This is a genomic window from Massilia scottii (genome assembly GCF_030846495.1).
GTDB lineage: Bacteria > Pseudomonadota > Gammaproteobacteria > Burkholderiales > Burkholderiaceae_D > Telluria_A > Telluria_A violaceinigra.
Genome location: NZ_JAVCWM010000001.1, coordinates 297059 through 314706 on the forward strand (window position 1 = coordinate 297059; position 17648 = coordinate 314706).

15 protein-coding genes are annotated in these 17648 nt (G+C 67.6%); 4 read left to right on the forward strand and 11 right to left on the reverse strand.

The features are described 5' to 3' along the window. Positions 1–47: 47 nt before the first annotated feature. From RBA41_RS01335 to nadB, 4 genes are read right to left on the reverse strand one after another with little or no spacing between them, the layout of a single operon-like run. Positions 48–878: an NAD-dependent protein deacetylase gene (locus RBA41_RS01335; protein WP_306620226.1), complete on the reverse strand. Its 831-nt coding sequence runs from the start codon at positions 876–878 to the stop codon at positions 48–50. Beyond that, complete coding sequence (locus RBA41_RS01340) at positions 868–1269, reverse strand: PPC domain-containing DNA-binding protein (RefSeq protein ID WP_306620228.1); 402 nt, start codon at positions 1267–1269, stop codon at positions 868–870. The genes RBA41_RS01335 and RBA41_RS01340 overlap by 11 nt, the downstream gene beginning before the upstream one ends. Before the next feature lie 10 nt (positions 1270–1279). After that, the gene (locus tag RBA41_RS01345; protein WP_306620230.1) at positions 1280–2185 is read right to left on the reverse strand and encodes a DMT family transporter; all 906 of its coding nucleotides are present in this window, start codon (positions 2183–2185) and stop codon (positions 1280–1282) included. A 24-nt stretch (positions 2186–2209) separates the two neighbouring features. Next, positions 2210–3826: an L-aspartate oxidase gene (gene nadB, locus RBA41_RS01350; RefSeq protein ID WP_306620232.1), complete on the reverse strand. Its 1617-nt coding sequence runs from the start codon at positions 3824–3826 to the stop codon at positions 2210–2212. A gap of 182 nt (positions 3827–4008) precedes the next feature. Here nadB and RBA41_RS01355 point away from each other — a divergent pair, with 182 nt between their 5' ends. Together RBA41_RS01355 and prsR are read left to right on the forward strand one after the other, a co-directional pair. After that, a complete protein-coding gene (locus RBA41_RS01355; protein WP_306620235.1) occupies positions 4009–5400 on the forward strand; it encodes a TIGR03013 family XrtA/PEP-CTERM system glycosyltransferase in 1392 nt (463 codons plus the stop codon). A gap of 29 nt (positions 5401–5429) precedes the next feature. Beyond that, positions 5430–6785 (forward strand): PEP-CTERM-box response regulator transcription factor, encoded by a 1356-nt coding sequence (gene prsR / locus RBA41_RS01360; RefSeq protein WP_306620237.1) that lies wholly within the window; start codon positions 5430–5432, stop codon positions 6783–6785. On the opposite strand, the gene RBA41_RS01365 is transcribed toward prsR, so the two are convergent. Next, positions 6777–7577, reverse strand: a complete 801-nt coding sequence (locus RBA41_RS01365) for a hydrolase 1, exosortase A system-associated (RefSeq protein ID WP_306620239.1) — start codon at positions 7575–7577, stop codon at positions 6777–6779. The genes prsR and RBA41_RS01365 overlap by 9 nt on opposite strands. After that, positions 7577–8425: a hydrolase 2, exosortase A system-associated gene (locus tag RBA41_RS01370; RefSeq protein WP_306620241.1), complete on the reverse strand. Its 849-nt coding sequence runs from the start codon at positions 8423–8425 to the stop codon at positions 7577–7579. The genes RBA41_RS01365 and RBA41_RS01370 overlap by 1 nt, the downstream gene beginning before the upstream one ends. Positions 8426–8681: 256 nt before the next feature. On the opposite strand from RBA41_RS01370, the gene RBA41_RS01375 reads away from it, so the two are divergent. Further along, complete coding sequence (locus tag RBA41_RS01375) at positions 8682–10250, forward strand: acyl-CoA ligase (AMP-forming), exosortase A system-associated (RefSeq protein ID WP_306620244.1); 1569 nt, start codon at positions 8682–8684, stop codon at positions 10248–10250. Between the two features lie 2 nt (positions 10251–10252). On the opposite strand, the gene RBA41_RS01380 is transcribed toward RBA41_RS01375, so the two are convergent. Next, positions 10253–11149 carry a polysaccharide deacetylase family protein gene (locus RBA41_RS01380; protein WP_306620246.1) on the reverse strand — a complete coding sequence of 299 codons (897 nt, stop codon included), beginning with the start codon at positions 11147–11149 and terminating at the stop codon, positions 10253–10255. A gap of 182 nt (positions 11150–11331) precedes the next feature. Between RBA41_RS01380 and RBA41_RS01385 the strand changes: the two genes are divergently transcribed. Next, the gene (locus RBA41_RS01385; RefSeq protein WP_306620248.1) at positions 11332–12399 is read left to right on the forward strand and encodes a glycosyltransferase; all 1068 of its coding nucleotides are present in this window, start codon (positions 11332–11334) and stop codon (positions 12397–12399) included. A 24-nt stretch (positions 12400–12423) separates the two neighbouring features. On the opposite strand, the gene RBA41_RS01390 is transcribed toward RBA41_RS01385, so the two are convergent. From RBA41_RS01390 to RBA41_RS01405, 4 genes are all read right to left on the reverse strand, one after another. Further along, positions 12424–13608: a TIGR03088 family PEP-CTERM/XrtA system glycosyltransferase gene (locus tag RBA41_RS01390; RefSeq protein WP_306620250.1), complete on the reverse strand. Its 1185-nt coding sequence runs from the start codon at positions 13606–13608 to the stop codon at positions 12424–12426. A gap of 120 nt (positions 13609–13728) precedes the next feature. Continuing rightward, on the reverse strand, positions 13729–14505 hold the full coding sequence (locus RBA41_RS01395) for an XrtA-associated tyrosine autokinase (protein WP_306620252.1): 777 nt from the start codon (positions 14503–14505) through the stop codon (positions 13729–13731). A 17-nt stretch (positions 14506–14522) separates the two neighbouring features. Next, complete coding sequence (locus RBA41_RS01400) at positions 14523–16052, reverse strand: XrtA system polysaccharide chain length determinant (RefSeq protein ID WP_306620254.1); 1530 nt, start codon at positions 16050–16052, stop codon at positions 14523–14525. Positions 16053–16434: 382 nt separating this feature from the next. Further along, entirely contained in the window at positions 16435–17376 is a 942-nt protein-coding gene (locus tag RBA41_RS01405; RefSeq protein WP_306620257.1) for an EDSAP-1 family PEP-CTERM protein, read from the reverse strand. Positions 17377–17648: the final 272 nt, after the last annotated feature.

Sequence of the window (17648 nt, forward strand, 5' to 3'; positions counted from 1 at the left end):
TCATGCGTGGCGCATGACTACCAGGAAGCCATCAAAACACTGCGCGTTTATTCGCTGGCAAACTGCTTGAGCAGAGCGGGGAGGGTACTTTCGGCGTTGGCTTCGACCTTCAACGATATCAATTCGTCGGCGCGGGTTTTGCCCAGGTTGATCGCGGCAATCGGCTTGCCTGAGTCGGCGGCCATGCGGCAAAAGCGAAAGCCCGAATACACCACCAGCGACGAGCCGATCACGAGCAGGGCGTCCGCGTCCATCATGCGGGCCAGCGCTTCGCGGGTGCAGTCGGCCGGCACACCGTCGCCGAAGAACACCACGTCCGGTTTCAGCGTTCCGCCGCAGTGCACGCAGTAAGGCAGGTGGAATTCGGCCAGCGCGTCCGGTTCCAGATGGGCGTCGCCATCCGGCGCGGGCGTGGCGACGGCACCAGCCAGCGCCGGATTGGCTTCGACCAGCAGGCCCTGCACAAAGGCGCGCGGAAAACTGGCGTGGCAGTCGAGACACACCACCTTGTGGATATTGCCGTGCAGTTCAAGTACGTCGGCGCTGCCGGCGCGCTGGTGCAGGCCATCGACGTTTTGCGTCATGAGGGCGCCGAGCCGTCCCGCCGCTTGCAGCCCGGCCAGCGCGGCGTGCCCGGCGTTCGGCGCTGCGGCCGACAAGGTGGGATAGCCGACCATGCTGCGCGCCCAATAGCGCCGCCGCACCGCTTCGAGCTTGCGGAAATCCGGCCCTTGCACCGGCGTTTTACCGCGCCGCACGCCATCGCGGTCGCGGTAGTCGGGAATGCCGGAGGCGGTGCTCATGCCGGCGCCGGTCAGCACCAGGATGCGCCGGTGGCGCTCCACAAAATCGGCCAGGGCGTCGCTGTCAGCAGTCATGGGAATGCACCACCAGCTCGTCGAAGCCGGACGCCGCGTCAAGCTCGCGCGCAAAACGGTGGTCGGGCAGCAGGGCGATGAGGATTTCGGCCGTGGTGCGGATGGTGCAGCCGGCCAGTACGTGGCCGCCCAGCACGCAGCCGGCGGCATCGGCCACGGACATGTGCAGATGCGGGCCGTCCGGCGAGAGCGAGCCCGCCAGGGTCAGTATTTCAATGTCGCCTTCGACCTCGGTGGCCTGGGCGGCGCCGGCCAGGCGCAAACGCGCGCCACGCAGGCTGCCGATCCCCTGCAGTACAAAACCGGCTGTCGTGCCATGCGCGGCCAGCACGCCGGCCAGGGCGGCGCGCAGGTCCTGCCCCGGAACCAGCCTGAGTGGAAGTGTCTTCATGTGCCCGATTTTACCCGGCCTTGCGGCGCGACGAGAACACGATCCCGCCGACGATCAGCGCAAACGCCACGCCGTGGTACAGATGCGGCAGTTCGCCGAGGAAGGCCGACGACATCATGGCGGCGAACAGCGGGGTCAGATTGGTGAAAAACGCGCCCACGCTGGGCCCCGCGCGCTGCACGCCGGCGCCCCAGCAGCGGAAGGCGATGATGGCCGGGCCGATGGCGACGTACAGCAGCGCCGCCGCGACGGTCCAGCTCCAGTGAACCGCCACGGCACCGCCGGCCCATTCGACGCCGGCGAAGGCGCCCGACCACAGCACGCCGTAGATGACCTGGGCCAGCAGGAAGGCGGCCCAGTCGGCCCGCACGGCGGGCGGATCTTTTTGCCGGGTCAGCAGCCAGCTGTAAAACGACCAGGCGATGGTGGCCAGGATCATGTACAGGTCGCCGGCGACCAGGCGCATCGCGGCCAGCTGGCTCCACTCGCCGCGGCACAGCACCACCAGCACGCCGACGATCGACATGGCCGCGCCGATGACTTGCTGGCGGCCGACCTTCACGCCGAAAAACAGCGCGCCGACCAGCAGCATCCAGACCGGCATGCCGGCCGCCACCAGCGTGACGTTGATCGGGGTGGAGCTTTGCAGCGCCAGGTACTGAAGGGAGTTATATAGCCCGATGCCGAGCAGGCCGAGAAGGGCGAAGCGGCGCCAGTTGCTGCGCAGCGCATCGCTGGCGAACAGGCGCCGTCCCAGCGGCAGCAGGATCAGCATGGCGATCGACCAGCGCAGCAGGTTGAGCGTCATCGGCGGCACCGCGTCGCGCACCAGCCGGCCCACGATGGCGTTGCCTGCCCACAGAAGCGGGGGCAGGGTCAATAAACCGATGGTCGCGGGCGTGAGCTTCTGGTTCATATCCGCGTCGTGCCGCGACCTGCGTTAGCGGCGCGGCGGGGTCAACACGCTTGGCAAGGCTTTCGGCAAGGTGTTCGGATAGTCGCGGCTGAAATGCAGGCCGCGGCTTTCGCGCCGCGTCAGCGCGCTGTTCACGATCAGCGAGGCCACGTCGACCAGGTTGCGCAGCTCCAGCAAATCGTGGGTGATGCGGAAGTTGCGGTAGTACTCGTCGATTTCTTCCTTGAGCAGCGCGATGCGGTGCTGCGCGCGTTCGAGGCGCTTGGTGGTGCGCACGATGCCGACGTAGTTCCACATGAAGCGGCGCAGTTCATCCCAGTTGTGGGCGATGACCACTTCCTCGTCGGCGTTGGTGACGCGGCTTTCATCCCAGGCCGGCAGATCGCGCGTTTCGCCTTTCGGCATGGCCGCGATTTCGAGCGCGCAGGCGCGTCCCACCACCAGGCATTCGAGCAGCGAATTGCTGGCCAGGCGGTTGGCGCCGTGCAGGCCGGTGCAGGCGGTTTCGCCGACCGCGTACAGGCCCGGCACGTCGGTGCGTCCGGCCAGGTCGGTGACGATGCCGCCGCAGGTGAAGTGCACCGCCGGCACCACCGGAATCGGTTCCTTGGTGATGTCGATGCCCAGCTCCAGGCAGCGCGCGTAAATGGTCGGGAAGTGCTCCTTGAGGAACTCGGGGCTCTGGTGGCTGATGTCCAGGTTGACGTAATCGAGGCCGCGCTTTTTCATCTCGAAGTCGATGGCGCGCGCCACCACGTCGCGCGGGGCCAGTTCGCCGCGCTCGTCGTACATCGGCATGAAGCGTGTGCCGGCCGCGGCGCCGGCTTCCGGCGGCAGCTTGAGCAAGCCGCCTTCGCCGCGGATCGCTTCGGTAATGAGGAACGACTTGGCGTACGGGTGGTACAGGCAGGTCGGGTGGAACTGGATGAATTCCATGTTCGAGACACGGCAGCCGGCGCGCCAGGCCATCGCGATGCCGTCGCCGGTGGCGGTGTCGGGGTTGGTGGTATACAAATACACCTTGCCGGCGCCGCCGGTGGCCAGCACCGTATGCTCGGCCTCGAAGGTCAGCACGGTGCCGGTTTTTTCGTCCTGCACGTACAGGCCGTAGCAGTGCGGCTGGCCGGCGCTGGCGGCGGCAGGCTTGGGCCCCAATTTGTCGGAAGTGATGACGTCGATCGCGCAGTGCTGCTCGAACAGGGAGATGTTCGGATGTGCGCGCACCTTCTGCTCCAGCGTGACCTGGACCGCGTGTCCGGTGGCGTCGGCCGCGTGGATGATGCGGCGCTGGCTGTGGCCACCCTCACGGGTCAGGTGAAAGCCCATTTCGGCGGTCGGGTCGCGCGTGAACGGCACGCCCTGGTCGATCAGCCATTCGATCGCTTCGCGCCCGTGTTCGACGATGAAGCGGGTCGCCGCCTCGTCGCACAGGCCACCGCCGGCCACCAGGGTGTCGTCGATGTGCTGGGCGTGGCTGTCGCCCGAGTCCAGCACCGCGGCAATGCCGCCCTGGGCCCAGTTGCTGGCTCCGTCGAGCAGCGCCCGCTTGGAGATGATGGCCACGGTGCGCGTTTGCGCAAGGTGCAGGGCAACCGACAGACCGGCCAGTCCGCTGCCGACAATAGCGACGTCAAATTTCATGTTGGGCGAGTATTTAGTGCAGAAGCATCACTATAGTCTATTTGGCTGCACTGTGTCTGGCCTTCAGGAAATGCCCGAAAATGCTTGTTCGTAGTCAATACCTCTTATGAGTCTGTAAGCGATTATTTACCACGCCGTGCTGCGGGCACGGACGCGACAAGTATCGCTGGCATGGAGGGACCGTGATCCGGATTTTCAGTCACTACGTATCCAAGATGGCGTTCGTGCTGCTGCTGCTCGAACTGCTCATGCTGCTCACTTCGGCCAGCGTGGCCTCGGCCCTGTGGTTTTCGGACCAGAACGGCCAGTTCCGCGCCGATAACCTGTATCTGTCGTCGCTGACGTTCGCGCTGGTGATCATCTTCAGCATGAGCGCACTGGGGATGTACCAGCACGGCTCGCGCGAGGGCATCCGCACCACCTTGATCCGCATCATGCCGTCGTTCGCGCTCGGCTTCGCGCTGCTCAGCGCCCTGATCGCGGTGCGCCCGGAGATCTATTTCGGGCGCGGGATCAGCAGCGTGATCTTCGCCATCGGCGCCACCGCCGTGGTGCTTACGCGCCTGGTGGTGTTCAAGTCGGCCGAGTCGGCGCTGCTCGAAGCGCGCCTGATTTTTGTCGGCAGCGGGCCGCTGGCGCGCGAGTGCATGGATCTGGCGCACAGCAAGAACGGCCTGCACCAGTTCAGCGTGGTGGGCTGCGTGCCGATCGCCGGCGAGGAAAGCTGCGTGCCTACCGCGGCGCTGCTGCCGGTGGGCGAGTCGCTGCTGGAGATGGCGCGCCGCTACGAAGCGCGCGAACTGGTGGTGACGGTGACGAACCGGCGCAGCAAGGAGTTCCCGGTGCGCGATTTGCTGGCCTGCGCGCTGGGCGGGGTGCGCGTGATCGATGCCGCCACCTTTTTCGAGCGCGAAGCGTGCCAGATCCGGCTCGATTCGCTGCAGCCGAGCTACCTGATTTTCGGCGGCGGCTTCGACCAGAGCTTCTGGCGCGCCAGCGTCAAGCGCTGCTTCGACCTGGTGGCCAGCGGCTGCATCACCGTGGTGTCGCTGCCGGTCATGCTGCTGGCCGCGGCGGCCATCAGGTTCGACGATGGCGGGCCGGTGTTCTACCAGCAGGAACGGGTCGGAAAAGATGGCCGCATCTTCAATGTGCTCAAGTTTCGCAGCATGCGCATCAACGCCGAGGCGCCCGGCGTGCCCACCTGGGCGTCGGCCAACGATCCGCGCGTCACCCGCGTGGGGCGCTACTTGCGCATGCTGCGCATCGACGAGCTGCCGCAGATGCTCAATGTGTTCAAGGGCGAGATGAGCTTCGTCGGACCGCGCCCGGAACGCGCCTTCTTCGTCGAGCAGCTGGCGCGCGATATCCCTTACTACAACGTCCGCCACAGCATCAAGCCCGGCGTGACGGGCCTGGCCCAGGTGCGCTACCAGTACGGCGCCTCGGTCGACGACGCCGTCCAGAAGCTGCAGTACGACCTGTATTACGTCAAGAACAACAGCCTGTTCCTCGATCTGCTGATCCTGATCGATACGGTGCAGGTGGTTTTGCTGGGCAAGGGAAGCCGCTGAACGTGAACCCTCTTTCAAGGAGCTGCACAATGGGCAAAAAGAAGCTGTTGGTGGTCGAAGACGACAAAGGCTTGCAGAAGCAGCTGCGCTGGAGTTTCGATGGCTATGATGTGCTCATCGCCGAAGACCGCGAGAGCGCGCTGGCGCAGCTGCACCGCCATCGCCCGGCGGTGGTGACGCTCGACCTGGGCTTGCCGCCCAATCCGGACGGCGCCACCGAGGGCCTGGCCACCCTGAAGCAGATACTGGCCGAAGCGCCCGGCACCAAGGTGATCGTCTTGTCGGGCAACCAGGAGCGCGCCCACGCGCTCAAGGCGATCGGCATGGGCGCCTACGACTTTCACCAGAAGCCCTTCGACGCCGATACCCTGGGCCTGGTGGTGGAGCGGGCGTTTTATCTGCACGCGATGCAGGAAGAGAACCAGCGCATGCTGCAGATCGGCGCCGACTCGCCGCTGGCGCGCATCGTCACGCGCGACCCCGCCATGCTGCGCCTGTGCCGCAGCGTCGAAAAACTGGCGCCGTCGTCGGCCACGGTGATGCTGCTGGGCGACTCGGGCGCCGGCAAGGAGCTGTTCGCGCGCGGCCTGCACGACCTGTCGGCGCGCCACGAAAAACGCTTCGTGGCCATCAACTGCGCGGCTATTCCGGCCGACCTGCTCGAGAGCGAATTGTTCGGCCACGAAAAGGGCGCCTTCACCGGCGCCGGCCAGCAAACCCTGGGCAAGATCGAGATGGCGCAGGGCGGCACCTTCTTCCTCGATGAAATCGGCGACATGGCGATGGCCCTGCAGGCCAAGCTGCTGCGCTTCGTGCAGGAGCGCGTGATCGAGCGTATCGGCGGACGCAGCGAAATCGCCATCGACGCGCGCATCGTGTGCGCCACCCACCAGGATTTGCCCAAGCTGGTGCGCGAAGGACGCTTTCGCGAGGATTTGTATTACCGCCTGAGCGAAGTGGTGCTGGCCATTCCGCCGCTGCGCGAGCGGGTCGGCGACGCGGTGCTGCTGGCGCACCACTTCAAGCACCAGGCCTGCCTGACGGAGCGGCGCAGCGTGCCGGCGTTCACCGACGACGCGGTGCTGGCGATCGAGCAGTATGGCTGGCCTGGCAACGTGCGCGAGCTGGAAAACTGCATCCGGCGCGCGGTGATCATGTCGGAAGGGCCGCAGATCAGCGCGCGCGACCTGGGCCTGGCCGAGGCGCCGCAGTCAGGCACGCCCGTCAATCTGCGCCAGGTGCGCGACGCCGCCGAGTACAAGGTGATGGTGACGGCGCTGGCGCGCACCAACGGGTCGATCGTCAAGGCGGCCGAGCTGCTCGGCGTGAGCCGCCCGACCCTGTACGACCTGATGCACCATCACGGCATCAGGATCTCACCATGACGCAATCCAGTTCGCGCTGATTTCCGCCACCGCGTCGCGCCAGGCGCGGCTGGCGAAGGTGCGGTCGGCGCCGGCGATGGTGACGCATTTGCAGCGCACCTCGTGGCGCTTGAGCAGGGCGTCCACGTGCTGCGCGCCCGGTTCGTCGCCGCCGAGAATCACCAGCGCCGCGCCGTCGAAGCCCGCCAGGCTGGCCAGCACGCGCTGCGGCAGCGGCAGGCTGGCGTCGGCCGCGGCGGCGCGCATGTTCTGGCGCAGCGCCGCCACGCTGGCCTGGCCGTCGCCGCTGTCGCTGGCCACGCGCTTCCAGAAATCGAGTTCACCCAGGCGCGCCAGCAGCTGCGGCAAGCCGTCCGCGCGCGGCGCGCTGCCGGGCGTGTGCATCCAGGGATTGAGCAGGACCACGCCCGAGACGCGCGCGTCGGACTGGGCATACAGCACGGCGGCCGTGGCGGCGTCGCCCAGGCCCCACAGCACCACGTCCTGCATGCCGGGCATCTGGGCGAAGAAGGCGCGCATGGCGGCCTGCGTGTCTTCGCCGAGCGCGTCGATGGTGCGCGCCTCGCCTTCGCTGTCGCCCATGCCGCGGTGGTCGAAGCGCATCACCGGGATGCCGCGCGCGGCCAGCAGGCGCGCCAGCAGCGTGAAATGGCGATGGTTGCCGATACGGTATTGCGGCGCGCTGGTGACGACCAGCACGCCGCGTGCCAGCGGCCGTTCGGGCAGGTCGAGGATGCCGACCAGTGAATTGCCGCCGCAGTTAAATTGTAGTGCGCGTTGGGTGGCTTCCATTATGCCTCCGGTGCGAAGACGGCACTGGTGGCGGCCAGCAGCGCAGGGCACTCGACGATGTCGTTGGCGCCCCAGAACGGCGCACCTTCGACCGCATGAAAATGCAGGGTGGCCCCGCGCGCGCTCCAGCGGCGGGCGATGCGCGCGGCGCTGGCGGCCAGCCGCGACGGAGCCGGCGAGGCGCTCGCGAACCAGTGCACCTGGCAGGGCGGCAGCGGCAGCGCCGCCGCGTCGCAGGCGTCGATGGCCTGGATCAGCGGCGCGGCCAGTTCGTAGCCGCCGACTTCGAGCATGCCGCGCGTGAGCAGGTCGGCGCGCAGCTGGCTGGTGGTGCCGAACAGGGCCGGGTCGCCGGCCTGCATGCGCGCCGCCAGGCCCTGGCGCAGGAACTGGTTGATGCAGGTGCGCCCGTTCAGGAAGGGCTGCCACAGGATGACGCCGTCGACCGGCGCGTTGCAGGCGAAATCGAGCGCCAGCAGGCCGCCCAGGCGGATGCCCCACAGGTGCATCGGTCCGCCGCCGGCGCGCTCGGCGAGCCAGGCGCGCGCGATCTCGAGATCGCGCTTCCACAGTTCCCAGCGCGCCGAGCTGAAATCGCCGCAGCTGTCGCCGCAGCCGAACATGTCGATCTGCAGTACCGCGTAGCCGGCGGCGGCGAAACGGCGCGCCTGCAAGGTGGCCATGCGGCGCGATTTGTTCAGTTCATCGGCGAACGGGTGCACGTACAGGATGGCGCCGCGCGTGCGCACCTGCGGCGCCGGCGCGTGATACAGGCTGAAACGGGTGCCCGGCTCGGCGTCGAAGAAAAACGGCAGCACGCGCGGAAGGGTCAGCAGGGGAGCATTCATGGTGTTCTTATCTCCTGTACGCACCCCGGGCTGGCCGGGACGCAAGATTGCGGGCGCACTGATGAAGGAATGGTCGGTTCCCTCGCCCCTGTCCTGTCCGCGGAACCGGTTTCATTAAACACCCCGCAAATTGCGGGCTTCTTGAGCGCGCACAAGAGGAAGAGTGCCGTCGCATTGCTTGATTCCCGTCAATGCCGACTGGGCCGTTTTTCTCAATCATGAATGCCATTGGGAAACAATTTATTCAGAGGAACATATGGCCCAGCTCTTGCACGATCTGATCAACGAGGCCGCCTGGCGCACGCCGCATGCGCCAGCCTTGCGCTATCTCGACCATAGCCTCAGCTACGAAGAACTGGCCTGCTGCGTCGAGGTGGCCGCGCAGGGCTTGCTGGGCCTGGGGCTGGCGCGCGGCGAGCGCGTGGCGGTGTTTCTCGACAAGTGCGAGGAAGCCGTGCTGGCCCTGTTCGGCGCGGCGGCGGCCGGCCTGGTGCTGGTGCCGGTCAATCCCTTGCTCAAGCCGGCCCAGGTCGGTCATATCCTGCGCGACTGCGGCGCCCGCGTGCTGCTGACCTCGCCCGGGCGGCTGGCCACGCTCGACCTGGAGCTGGCGCGCTGTCCGGACCTGTATTGCGTGCTGCAGACCGGGGCCGAGGATGGCATGCTGCCGGGCCTGGGCGTGCTGGCCTGGGATGGCTGGATGCGGCGCGCCGGTGTTGGCCCGGCGCGCGACGCCCATCGCTGCATCGACAGCGACATGGCGGCGCTGCTGTACACCTCGGGCAGCAGCGGCGCGCCGAAAGGCGTGGTCCTGTCGCACCGTAATCTGGTGGCGGGCGCCTGCAGCGTGGCCGCTTACCTGGGACACACGGCGCACGACCGCATCCTGGCGCTGCTGCCGCTCAGCTTCGACTACGGCCTGAGCCAGCTGACCAGCGCCTTTGCCGCCGGCGCCGCCGTGGTGCTGATGAATCCGTTGCTGACGCGCGACATTCCGGCCATGGTGGCGCGCGAGCGCATCACCGCGCTGGCGGCGCTGCCGCCGCTGTGGATCCAGCTTGCCGAGCTGCACTGGGATGCGCCGCACAACTTGCGCTACATCACCAGTTCCGGGGGCGCCATGCCGCGCGCGGCCCTCGACGCGCTGCGCCAGCGCCTGCCCGACACCCGGGTGTACCTGATGTACGGGCTGACCGAAGCGTTCCGCGCGACCTGCCTGGGGCCGGAGCAGCTCGACACCCGGCCCGACTCGATCGGCAAGGCCATTCCCAACGCCGACGTGCTGGTCTTGCGGCCCGACGGCCAGCCGTGCGCACCGGGCGAGCCGGGCGAACTGGTGTACCGCGGCCCGCTGGTGGCGCTCGGCTACTGGAACGATGCGGCGCGCACGGCCGAGCGCTTCCGGCCGCTGCCGGCGCAGCCCGGGCTGCCGTTCACCGAGACCGGGGTGTGGTCGGGCGACACCGTGCGGATCGATGAAGATGGCTATCTGTACTTCATCGGCCGCAGCGACGAGATGATCACCACCGGCGGCTACCGGGTCAGTCCGACCGAAATCGAGGAGGTGCTGTACGCGACCGGGCTGGTGGCCGAGGCGGCGGCGCTCGGGCTGGCCCACCCGGTGCTGGGGCAGTCGATCGCGCTGGCCGTCACGCCGCGGCGCGGCTGCCTGCTGGAGCCGGCCGTGCTGCTGGCCGCCTGCCGCGCGAAGTTGCCCGGTTACATGCTGCCGCTGCTGGCCCAGGTGCGCGAGGCGCTGCCGCGCGCTCCCAACGGCAAGTTCGACCGGCGCCTGCTGGCCGCCCAGATGGCGGCCGGCGCTTGACGTCAGGGGCGCGTGAACAGGTTGCCGGCGAGGCGCAGCAGGAAGGCGCCGCCGCCGGCGTGCTCGCACGGCGCGATGCGCGGCAGCGCGAACAGGTCGCTGCCGCTGCGGGCCGCGCCCGGGCCCATGCCGACGGCCGCCTGGAAGCCCTGGGCGCGCAGCATCAGGCCGTGACGATGCTCGAAATCCTGGCCCGGCTTGCCGCTGGGATAGGCGAACAGCCGCACCGGCGCCTGCAGGATGTCTTCGATGCGGCTGCGGCCCTCGGCGATCTCGGCGCGGGCGGCGGCGTTGGACAGGCTGGCCAGCGCCGTGTGGTGCAGCGGATGGGCGCCGATCTCCATGCCGGCGCGGTGCAGGGCCAGCAACTGGTCGGAACTGAGCATGGTCGGGGTGACGCGGCGCGCCATCGAGCGCGCGCGCGCCAGCCGTTCGTGCGGCGGCAGCAGGCGCAGGGCGGCCAGCAGCATCTCGATCACGGCGCGGCGGCGCTGCGGGCAGCCGATGTCGTAGCTGGCAAAGCCGCTGCGCGCCAGGTTCAGGCGCTCGCCGGGCGCGTTGCGCACCACCTCGGTGACGATGTCGCTCCAGGTGCAGCCGCCGTCGAGGTAGCTGGCGGCAACGAAAAACGTGGCCGGCACGCCGTAGCGCTGCAGCAGGGGCAGGGCCACGGAGGCGTGCTCGGCGTAGCCATGGTCGAAGGTGAGGCAGGCGCTGCGCGGCGGCAGGGTGCCGCCGGCCAGGTGCGCCACCGCGCGCGACAGCGGCATCAGGCGGAACCAGCGGGTCAGCAGGCGCAGGTGCTGCTCGAAGCGGCGCCCGTGCAGGCACTCGGGAAACAGCGGATCGGGCGCGGCCAGCACGCGCTGGTAGATCAGGATGGAAAGCGGTGCGCGCATGTGATTTTCTTTGGTGAAACTAATTGACTTCCCTCAATGAACCGCCTGTGCCCATCGGTACACTGGACTTTTAAGCTGAGGCAATACTAAATCAGCGCACGTGGCGGCTTGTTGAGCATTCTCATGCCGCCCGCGTTGCTGATGCCCTGGGGCCATGCCCCTGTTTGACAACGGAGGCGTGCATGCGTATCGGTATCTTGTCTTATCCCATGCTGTTCGAACGCGACGATGGCGTTCAGCAACAGGTCCGCGAAACCATCCGCGCGCTGGTGCAGCTGGGCGCCCAGGCTGACTCGTCGATCGAGGTGGCGGTGATCAATCCGCACGCCACGCGGATCGATGAATTCGACCTGATCCACGTGTTTTCGGCCACCCAGGGTAACCACAGGCTGGTGGACGCGGCCGCGGAGCAGGGCGTGCCGGTGGTGCTCACCCCGCTGATTTCGCCCGGCTGGGACCGCGCCAGCGGCACCAGCGCGCGCGCCGGCGACCACCGGCTGGGCAACCTGACGGCGTGGAATGTGCAGACCGGCTATGCCCGCACCCGGCGCGCGCTGCAGCAGGCCAGCCTGATCGTGGCGCTCGGCGAGGCCGAGAAACAGGCGATCGGCGCCGGTTTCCTGATCGATGGCCACAAGGTGCGGGTGCTGCCGAACGGGGTCAATCCAGCCTTGCTGGAGGCCGATGGCGAGCTGTTTCGCAAGCGCACCGGGATCAACGGGCCGTACGCGCTGATGGCGGGCCCCATTTCGCCGTACCAGAACCAACTGGCGATGGCGCAGGCGATGGGCGCGCTGTCGCTGCCGCTGGTGCTGGTGGGCGAGGCGGGCGAACGCGACCAGGATTACCTGCGCCAATTGCGCGCCGTGCGCGGGGTGACCTGCCTGGGCGCGCTGCGCCAGGATGGGCCGATGCTGGCCAGTACCTATGCGGCGGCGGCGGTATTGCTGCCGCCGGGCGAGGGGCAGGGCGCGCCGCTGGCGGTGCTCGACGCGCTGGCGGCCGGCACGCCGGTGCTGATGGCGCACGATACGCCCTTCAGCCTGGCCGGCGGCGAGTTCGCGCTGGTGCGGGTCGACTGGAACGATACCGATGCCCAGCAGCGCGCGGTGCTGCGCCTGCTGGTGACGCCGCCGCCGCGCGAGCAGGTGCGCGCGCTGGTGCGCGGCTGCACCTGGGAGCGGGTGGCGCGCCAGCTGGCCGCCTGCTACGCGGAAGTGGGCGCGCTGCGCCAGGCGGCGCTGGTCTAGGCCGGGACGGCAAGCCGGGGCGCGCTAGGAATGCGGCGCCGGCCCCGGGCACGGCCCGTGCGGATGGGTCAGCGCATCGTACACGCGCAGGTAGCCGCGCGCCATTTCCGGCAGGCTGTGGTTGGCGATGACGTGGCTGCGCGCGCGCATGCCGTGGCGCGCGCCCATGTCGGGGATGCGGCAATAGTCGGCGATGGCGGCCGCCATCAGCTCGGGCGAGCGGGGCGGCACCAGAATGCCGGTGAAGCCCGGATGCACCAGCACCGGATTGCCGCCCACGGCGGTGGCCACCACCGGCAGGCCGCTGGCCATGGCTTCGAGGATGGTGTTGGAACTGCCTTCGGCCAGCGAGGGCAGCACGAACAGGTCCATGGCGCGCAGCAGCTGGGCGATGTCGGTACGCTCGCCCGGCAGCCAGGCGCGGTGGGCGGCGCCGGCGCGGGTGAGGGTGTCGAGACAGGCGGCGCGCTGCGGGCCGTCGCCCACGATCAGGAGGCGCATGCGCTGGTGGGCCGGGTGCGGCGAGGCGATCAGGCGCAGGAAGGCTTCGACCAGGGTGCCGTAATCCTTGACTTCATCCATGCGGCCGACGCTGCCGATGACGAAGGCGTTATCCTGCATGAAGCCGGCCGGCCCGACCGCGGCCGGCGGGCCCAGGCGCGGATGGAACTGGATGCTGTCGACCCCGTTCGCGATCTGCGACACTTTTTGCGGTTCGGCGCCGACGCTGTCGATCAGCCAGTGTTCGAGGTCGGCGCTGACGGCGATGAAGTGGCCGATCAGCGGGCGCAGCAGGCGGCGCAGCAGCTTGTACTTGAGGCGCTTGCCGTACAGGTCGCTCATGTCGCGGCCATGCTCGCCGTGCACGCGCAGCTTGACCCCGGCCAGGGCGGCCACCAGCTGGCCTTCGATCCCGCACAGGTTGCGCGTGTGGATCAGGTCCGGCTGCAGCGCGCGCAGGGCGCGAAACAGGCGCAGGTAATGGCCCCAGTCCTTGCCTTCGCGCTTGTTCAGGCTGATGATCTCGACCCCGCGCGTCTTGATGTGGGCGTGATACTCCGAATAATCCTTGAGGCAGACGATGGCGTGCCGGTAGCGGTCCGGCGGCATGTGCTTGATCAGGTTGATCAAGCCGTTTTCGAGGCCGCCGATGTCGAGCTGGTGGATCAGGTGCACCACGAGACGGGGTGGTTCGAGGAAAGTGGTCATGGTCGACTCCGCAAAAGTTGATCGGGCGAACGGGGAGAATCGGGGCGGGCGCGCTGCCGGGCCGCACGCTGCGGGCCTGGTCCGGATGCCTGCGCCGGCAGCGGCTGGCGCCAGCGCCGGCTAGTCGTAATAGCCGTGGTAGTGCTCGCCCGGGAAGGCGCGCGCCTTGTTGCAAATGAGATCGACGCGGGCGCAATTGTCGAGTCGCGCCAGCGCCTCCTTGACCTGGCGCTGGGTGGTGGTTTCGGACTCGACCACCATCACCACCTGGCCCATCTGGGACGCCAGCACCCCCGCTTCGGTGGTCAGCAGCAGGGGCGGCGAATCGAAGATGACGATCCGGTCCGGATAGCGGCTGGCGATTTCGGAGAGCAGCTTGCTCATCGCGTGGCTGGCCAGCAGTTCGGTGGCGTGCTTGTTGTTGCGGCCCGCCGGCAGCAGGCTCAAGGTCGGGATGTTGGTCTTGAGGATCACTTCCGACAGGCTCAGGTCGTTTCCCAGCAAAATATCCATCAAGCCCAGTCCGGGCGCCAGACCCAGCACCCGCAGCACCGAGGGCCGCGCCACGTCGGCGTCGATCAGCAGCACCGTGTGGTCTTTTTCCATGGCGATGCTCATCGCCAGGTTGATCGCGCAGTAGGTCTTGCCTTCGCCGGGCAGGGCGCTGGTGACGACGATCAGGTTGCCGTGCCGCACGCCGCCGGAGACCGCCGCGCGCGCGTTGCGCAGCAGGGGCCGCTTGATGATGCGGAAATCCTCGGCCACGCTGGTGCGCCCGCCATCGTGGGTGACCATGCCCATCTGGTGCAGGCGCGCCAGGTTGATATCGACGTCGCGCGCCGGCTCGGCAGGATGGCCGTCGGCCGGCGCGGCGGCCGCAATGGGGGAACTGTCCACGTTGTACTCCCTGAGGGTTAAGCCGTAAGAAATCCGGATAGCATGACCGCGCCGTACAGGCTCAGCAGGCCAGCGAAAGCCAGCCCGAGCAGGTACTGGCCGCGCCGCAGCTTGCGCCGTTCGGCATCGGTCCAGCTCATCGAGACCGTGCCGATCACATTAAGCCCGGTGATTTCGCGCAGCGCGCTCGGGCTGACGAAGGTCGGACGGACCTGGCTGATCAGGAACGCCACGCCCAGCCCGGCGCACAGCGCGATGACCAGCACGCCGCTGTGGAACAGGCGGCGGTTGGGGCCGACCGGGGCCACCGGCATGGTGGGCGGATCGATAATGCGGAAGGTCATCATTTCGGTCGAGGAACTCAGGTCGCCGGACAGCTTGGCCGACTCGCGCCGCGCGATCAGCTTTTCGTAGTTATCCTTGTTGATTTCATAGTCGCGGTTGAGCTGGGCCAGCTGCGACTCGACTTCGGGCACGGCGTTGCTCTGCTCCTGCAGGCGGTCGTGGCGCACGCTGTATTCATGCACGCGCACGCGCATGGCGGCCACCTTGGCGTCCGCTTCGGTCAGGGCCACCTTGAGCTGCTGCAGCATGGGGCTGTAGAAACGGCCGGGGTCGCCGTCGCGCTCGGCCTGCTTGCTTTCTTCGATCTTGCGCGCTTCGAGCTGGGCCAGCAGGCGGCGCGCGGCGATCACGTCGGGGTGCAGGTCGGTGTACTGCAGGCGCAGGGTGTCGAGATTCTTGTTGATCGCGGCCATGCGCGCATCGATGTCGGGATTGACGATGGTGCGCGCCCGCGCGGCGGCGCCGGCCGGCTGCGGATCGCCATTGATGCGGGCCTGGATCGCCAGGCGCGCCTGTTCGGCTTCGAGCAGGTCGATGCGCGCGGTGCTGAGCGCGTCGCTGGCGATGGCCAGCTGGGCGCTGTAATCGACGCCCTGGCGCGGCAGCAGCGCGCTGTTGCGCAGCTTGAATTCCTTGACCGTGTTTTCGGCCGCCACCAGGCGCTGCTCGTAGTTCTTGATCTGGTCGTCGATGAACCGGATGGCTTGCTGCGAGTCGCCCTTCTTGCCCTTGAAGCTGCCTTCGAGGAAAATGGTCAGCAGCGATTGCACCACGTCGTGCACCTGCTTGGGATGATCGCCGCCGTAAGTGATCGAATAGATATCGTTGGTGCTGGTGCCGGTGATTTTCAGGCGCGCGGCCAACTCCTCGACCTGGCTTTCGCGCTGGCGCGGGGTCGTTGCGTCGACATCGAGGTCGACCATGCGCAGCACGCGCTCGAGGTTCGGACGGCTGAGCAGGGTACGGCTCATGATCGAGACCTGCTGTTGCACGTTCGGGATACTGGTCATGCCCGCCATCAGCGGCTTGAGGATGCTCTGGGTGTCGACGAACACCCGCGCCGAACTCTGGTAGTCGTTCGGCAGGCGCAGTACGACGATCCAGCCCGCGCCCGCCACCACCCACATGACGCCGACGGCGAGCCAGCGATATTTCCAGATGCCCCTTGCATGCAGCAGCATCTGGCTGATGAAGTCCTCCATATCGTGTGGGTCTCCGTAAGTCGGGCAGCGATCGGAAGGGCACCTGCCAGCTTCACTACGCGTTCGATTATATGTCTGAGGAAACAGTAAGATTCTGCTGATCACGGCCGCGTTGATTCGCGTCAAGGGCAGCAAAAGCGGATGTCCGCGCCGCCCTCGTGCAAAAAAAACAGCCCGGCCAGGAGCGCTCCTGACCGGAAAAATGCAGGCTGCCAAAGAGCCGTGCATCAGGGTCCCCGCCGGGCATCCGGCGCCCGCATCCCCGGCCGGCGCAGACGGCGCAGCAGCGGTTGCAGACCCTGCGATGGCTTCGGACGACCAAGCCATCTTCTTCTTGTTTGCATCGCGTTCGGCTTAATTGCGGCGGCTTAATTGCGGCGGCTTACTTGCGGCGCCGTGCCAGCAGCGACATGCCCAGCAGGCCGAGGCCGAAAATCGCCAGGCTGCCCGGTTCGGGCACCGCCACCGTATCCTGCAGCGCATTGGCCAGGGTGGTCTGGTTGATCGTCAGCTGGTACGTATCGAACTGGTTGAGCCAGGGCGTGACCGCCGAGAAGCTCATCTTGCCCGGGTTATAGGTCGACATGCCGGGGAAGCTGTCGGTGCGGCTGACATTGCCGAAGCTGTTCAGTTCGCCCGGCTGATAGGCGAACACGACCTGCCCGGTACTCATGTTCATGATGTTCATGCTCCACGACAGGCGCGCGATGGCATTGGTCTGCATGCCGGCGCCGGTGCTGGCATAGGCCTGGGTGAAAGGCGTGCCGTCGAAGGCGATGGTCATGGTCTCGCCCACGCCGAGGGTGAAGTTGAACGAGGTCGAGGTGCCCACGTCGGAGTCGCCGGCGGCCTCGCCATCGGTGGCAAGCGAGGCGTCGGCGCGCGTTTCGGCGCGCACCCCGGCTTCTGTCGTACCGATGGTCATGGCGCTGCCGGTCATGTTCTGGTCGGCGTAGCCGAAGGTGCCCGGCACTGGCGGCGGGCCGGAAAAGGCCGTGAAGTTGTTTTCGGCGCGGGGCGGATTGGGCAGTCCGACGAACTGATGGGCGACGTCGGGCGCGGTGCCGCTGAGGATGCCGCGGTTTTGCGGTTGCGCGGCCGAGATCATGCCGTTGAGGGAGGCGGTGGCATGGGCCGAATTGGTGCCGTCGAGCATGGTGAAATCCGTCGACTTGAAGGCAGCACCGCTGGAATGGAGCAGGCGGAAATTGTCGACAACGAGGACGGCCTGGGCAAATGCGTCGGCGCGCGCACCGTTCATGGCGGCCAGGCAAAGGCCGGCAATCGCCGCGTTTTTCAACAGTGATGTCGGGACTAGTTTCATAGTGAACTCTCCGGTGGGGATGAAGTGGGGAAGCGTCGACAGCTTGCGGCGCCGCCGTGCCTACCCTGTATGCAGCAAGCGTGCCAGCTCGCTTTTTCGCATCAAATCAACGACTTGCGAATTCCGACTCTGCAGTTGCGCCGGTTCCGGGCGGGCATGCCAAAATTCCCGACGGCGCGCGTTTGTCGCAGAACAATGGCGCGCGGGACTGCGTGAACTTCCGTACGGATGGCCCTGTCTGACTTACACAACTTTGCGCGCGGGCCGGCAGG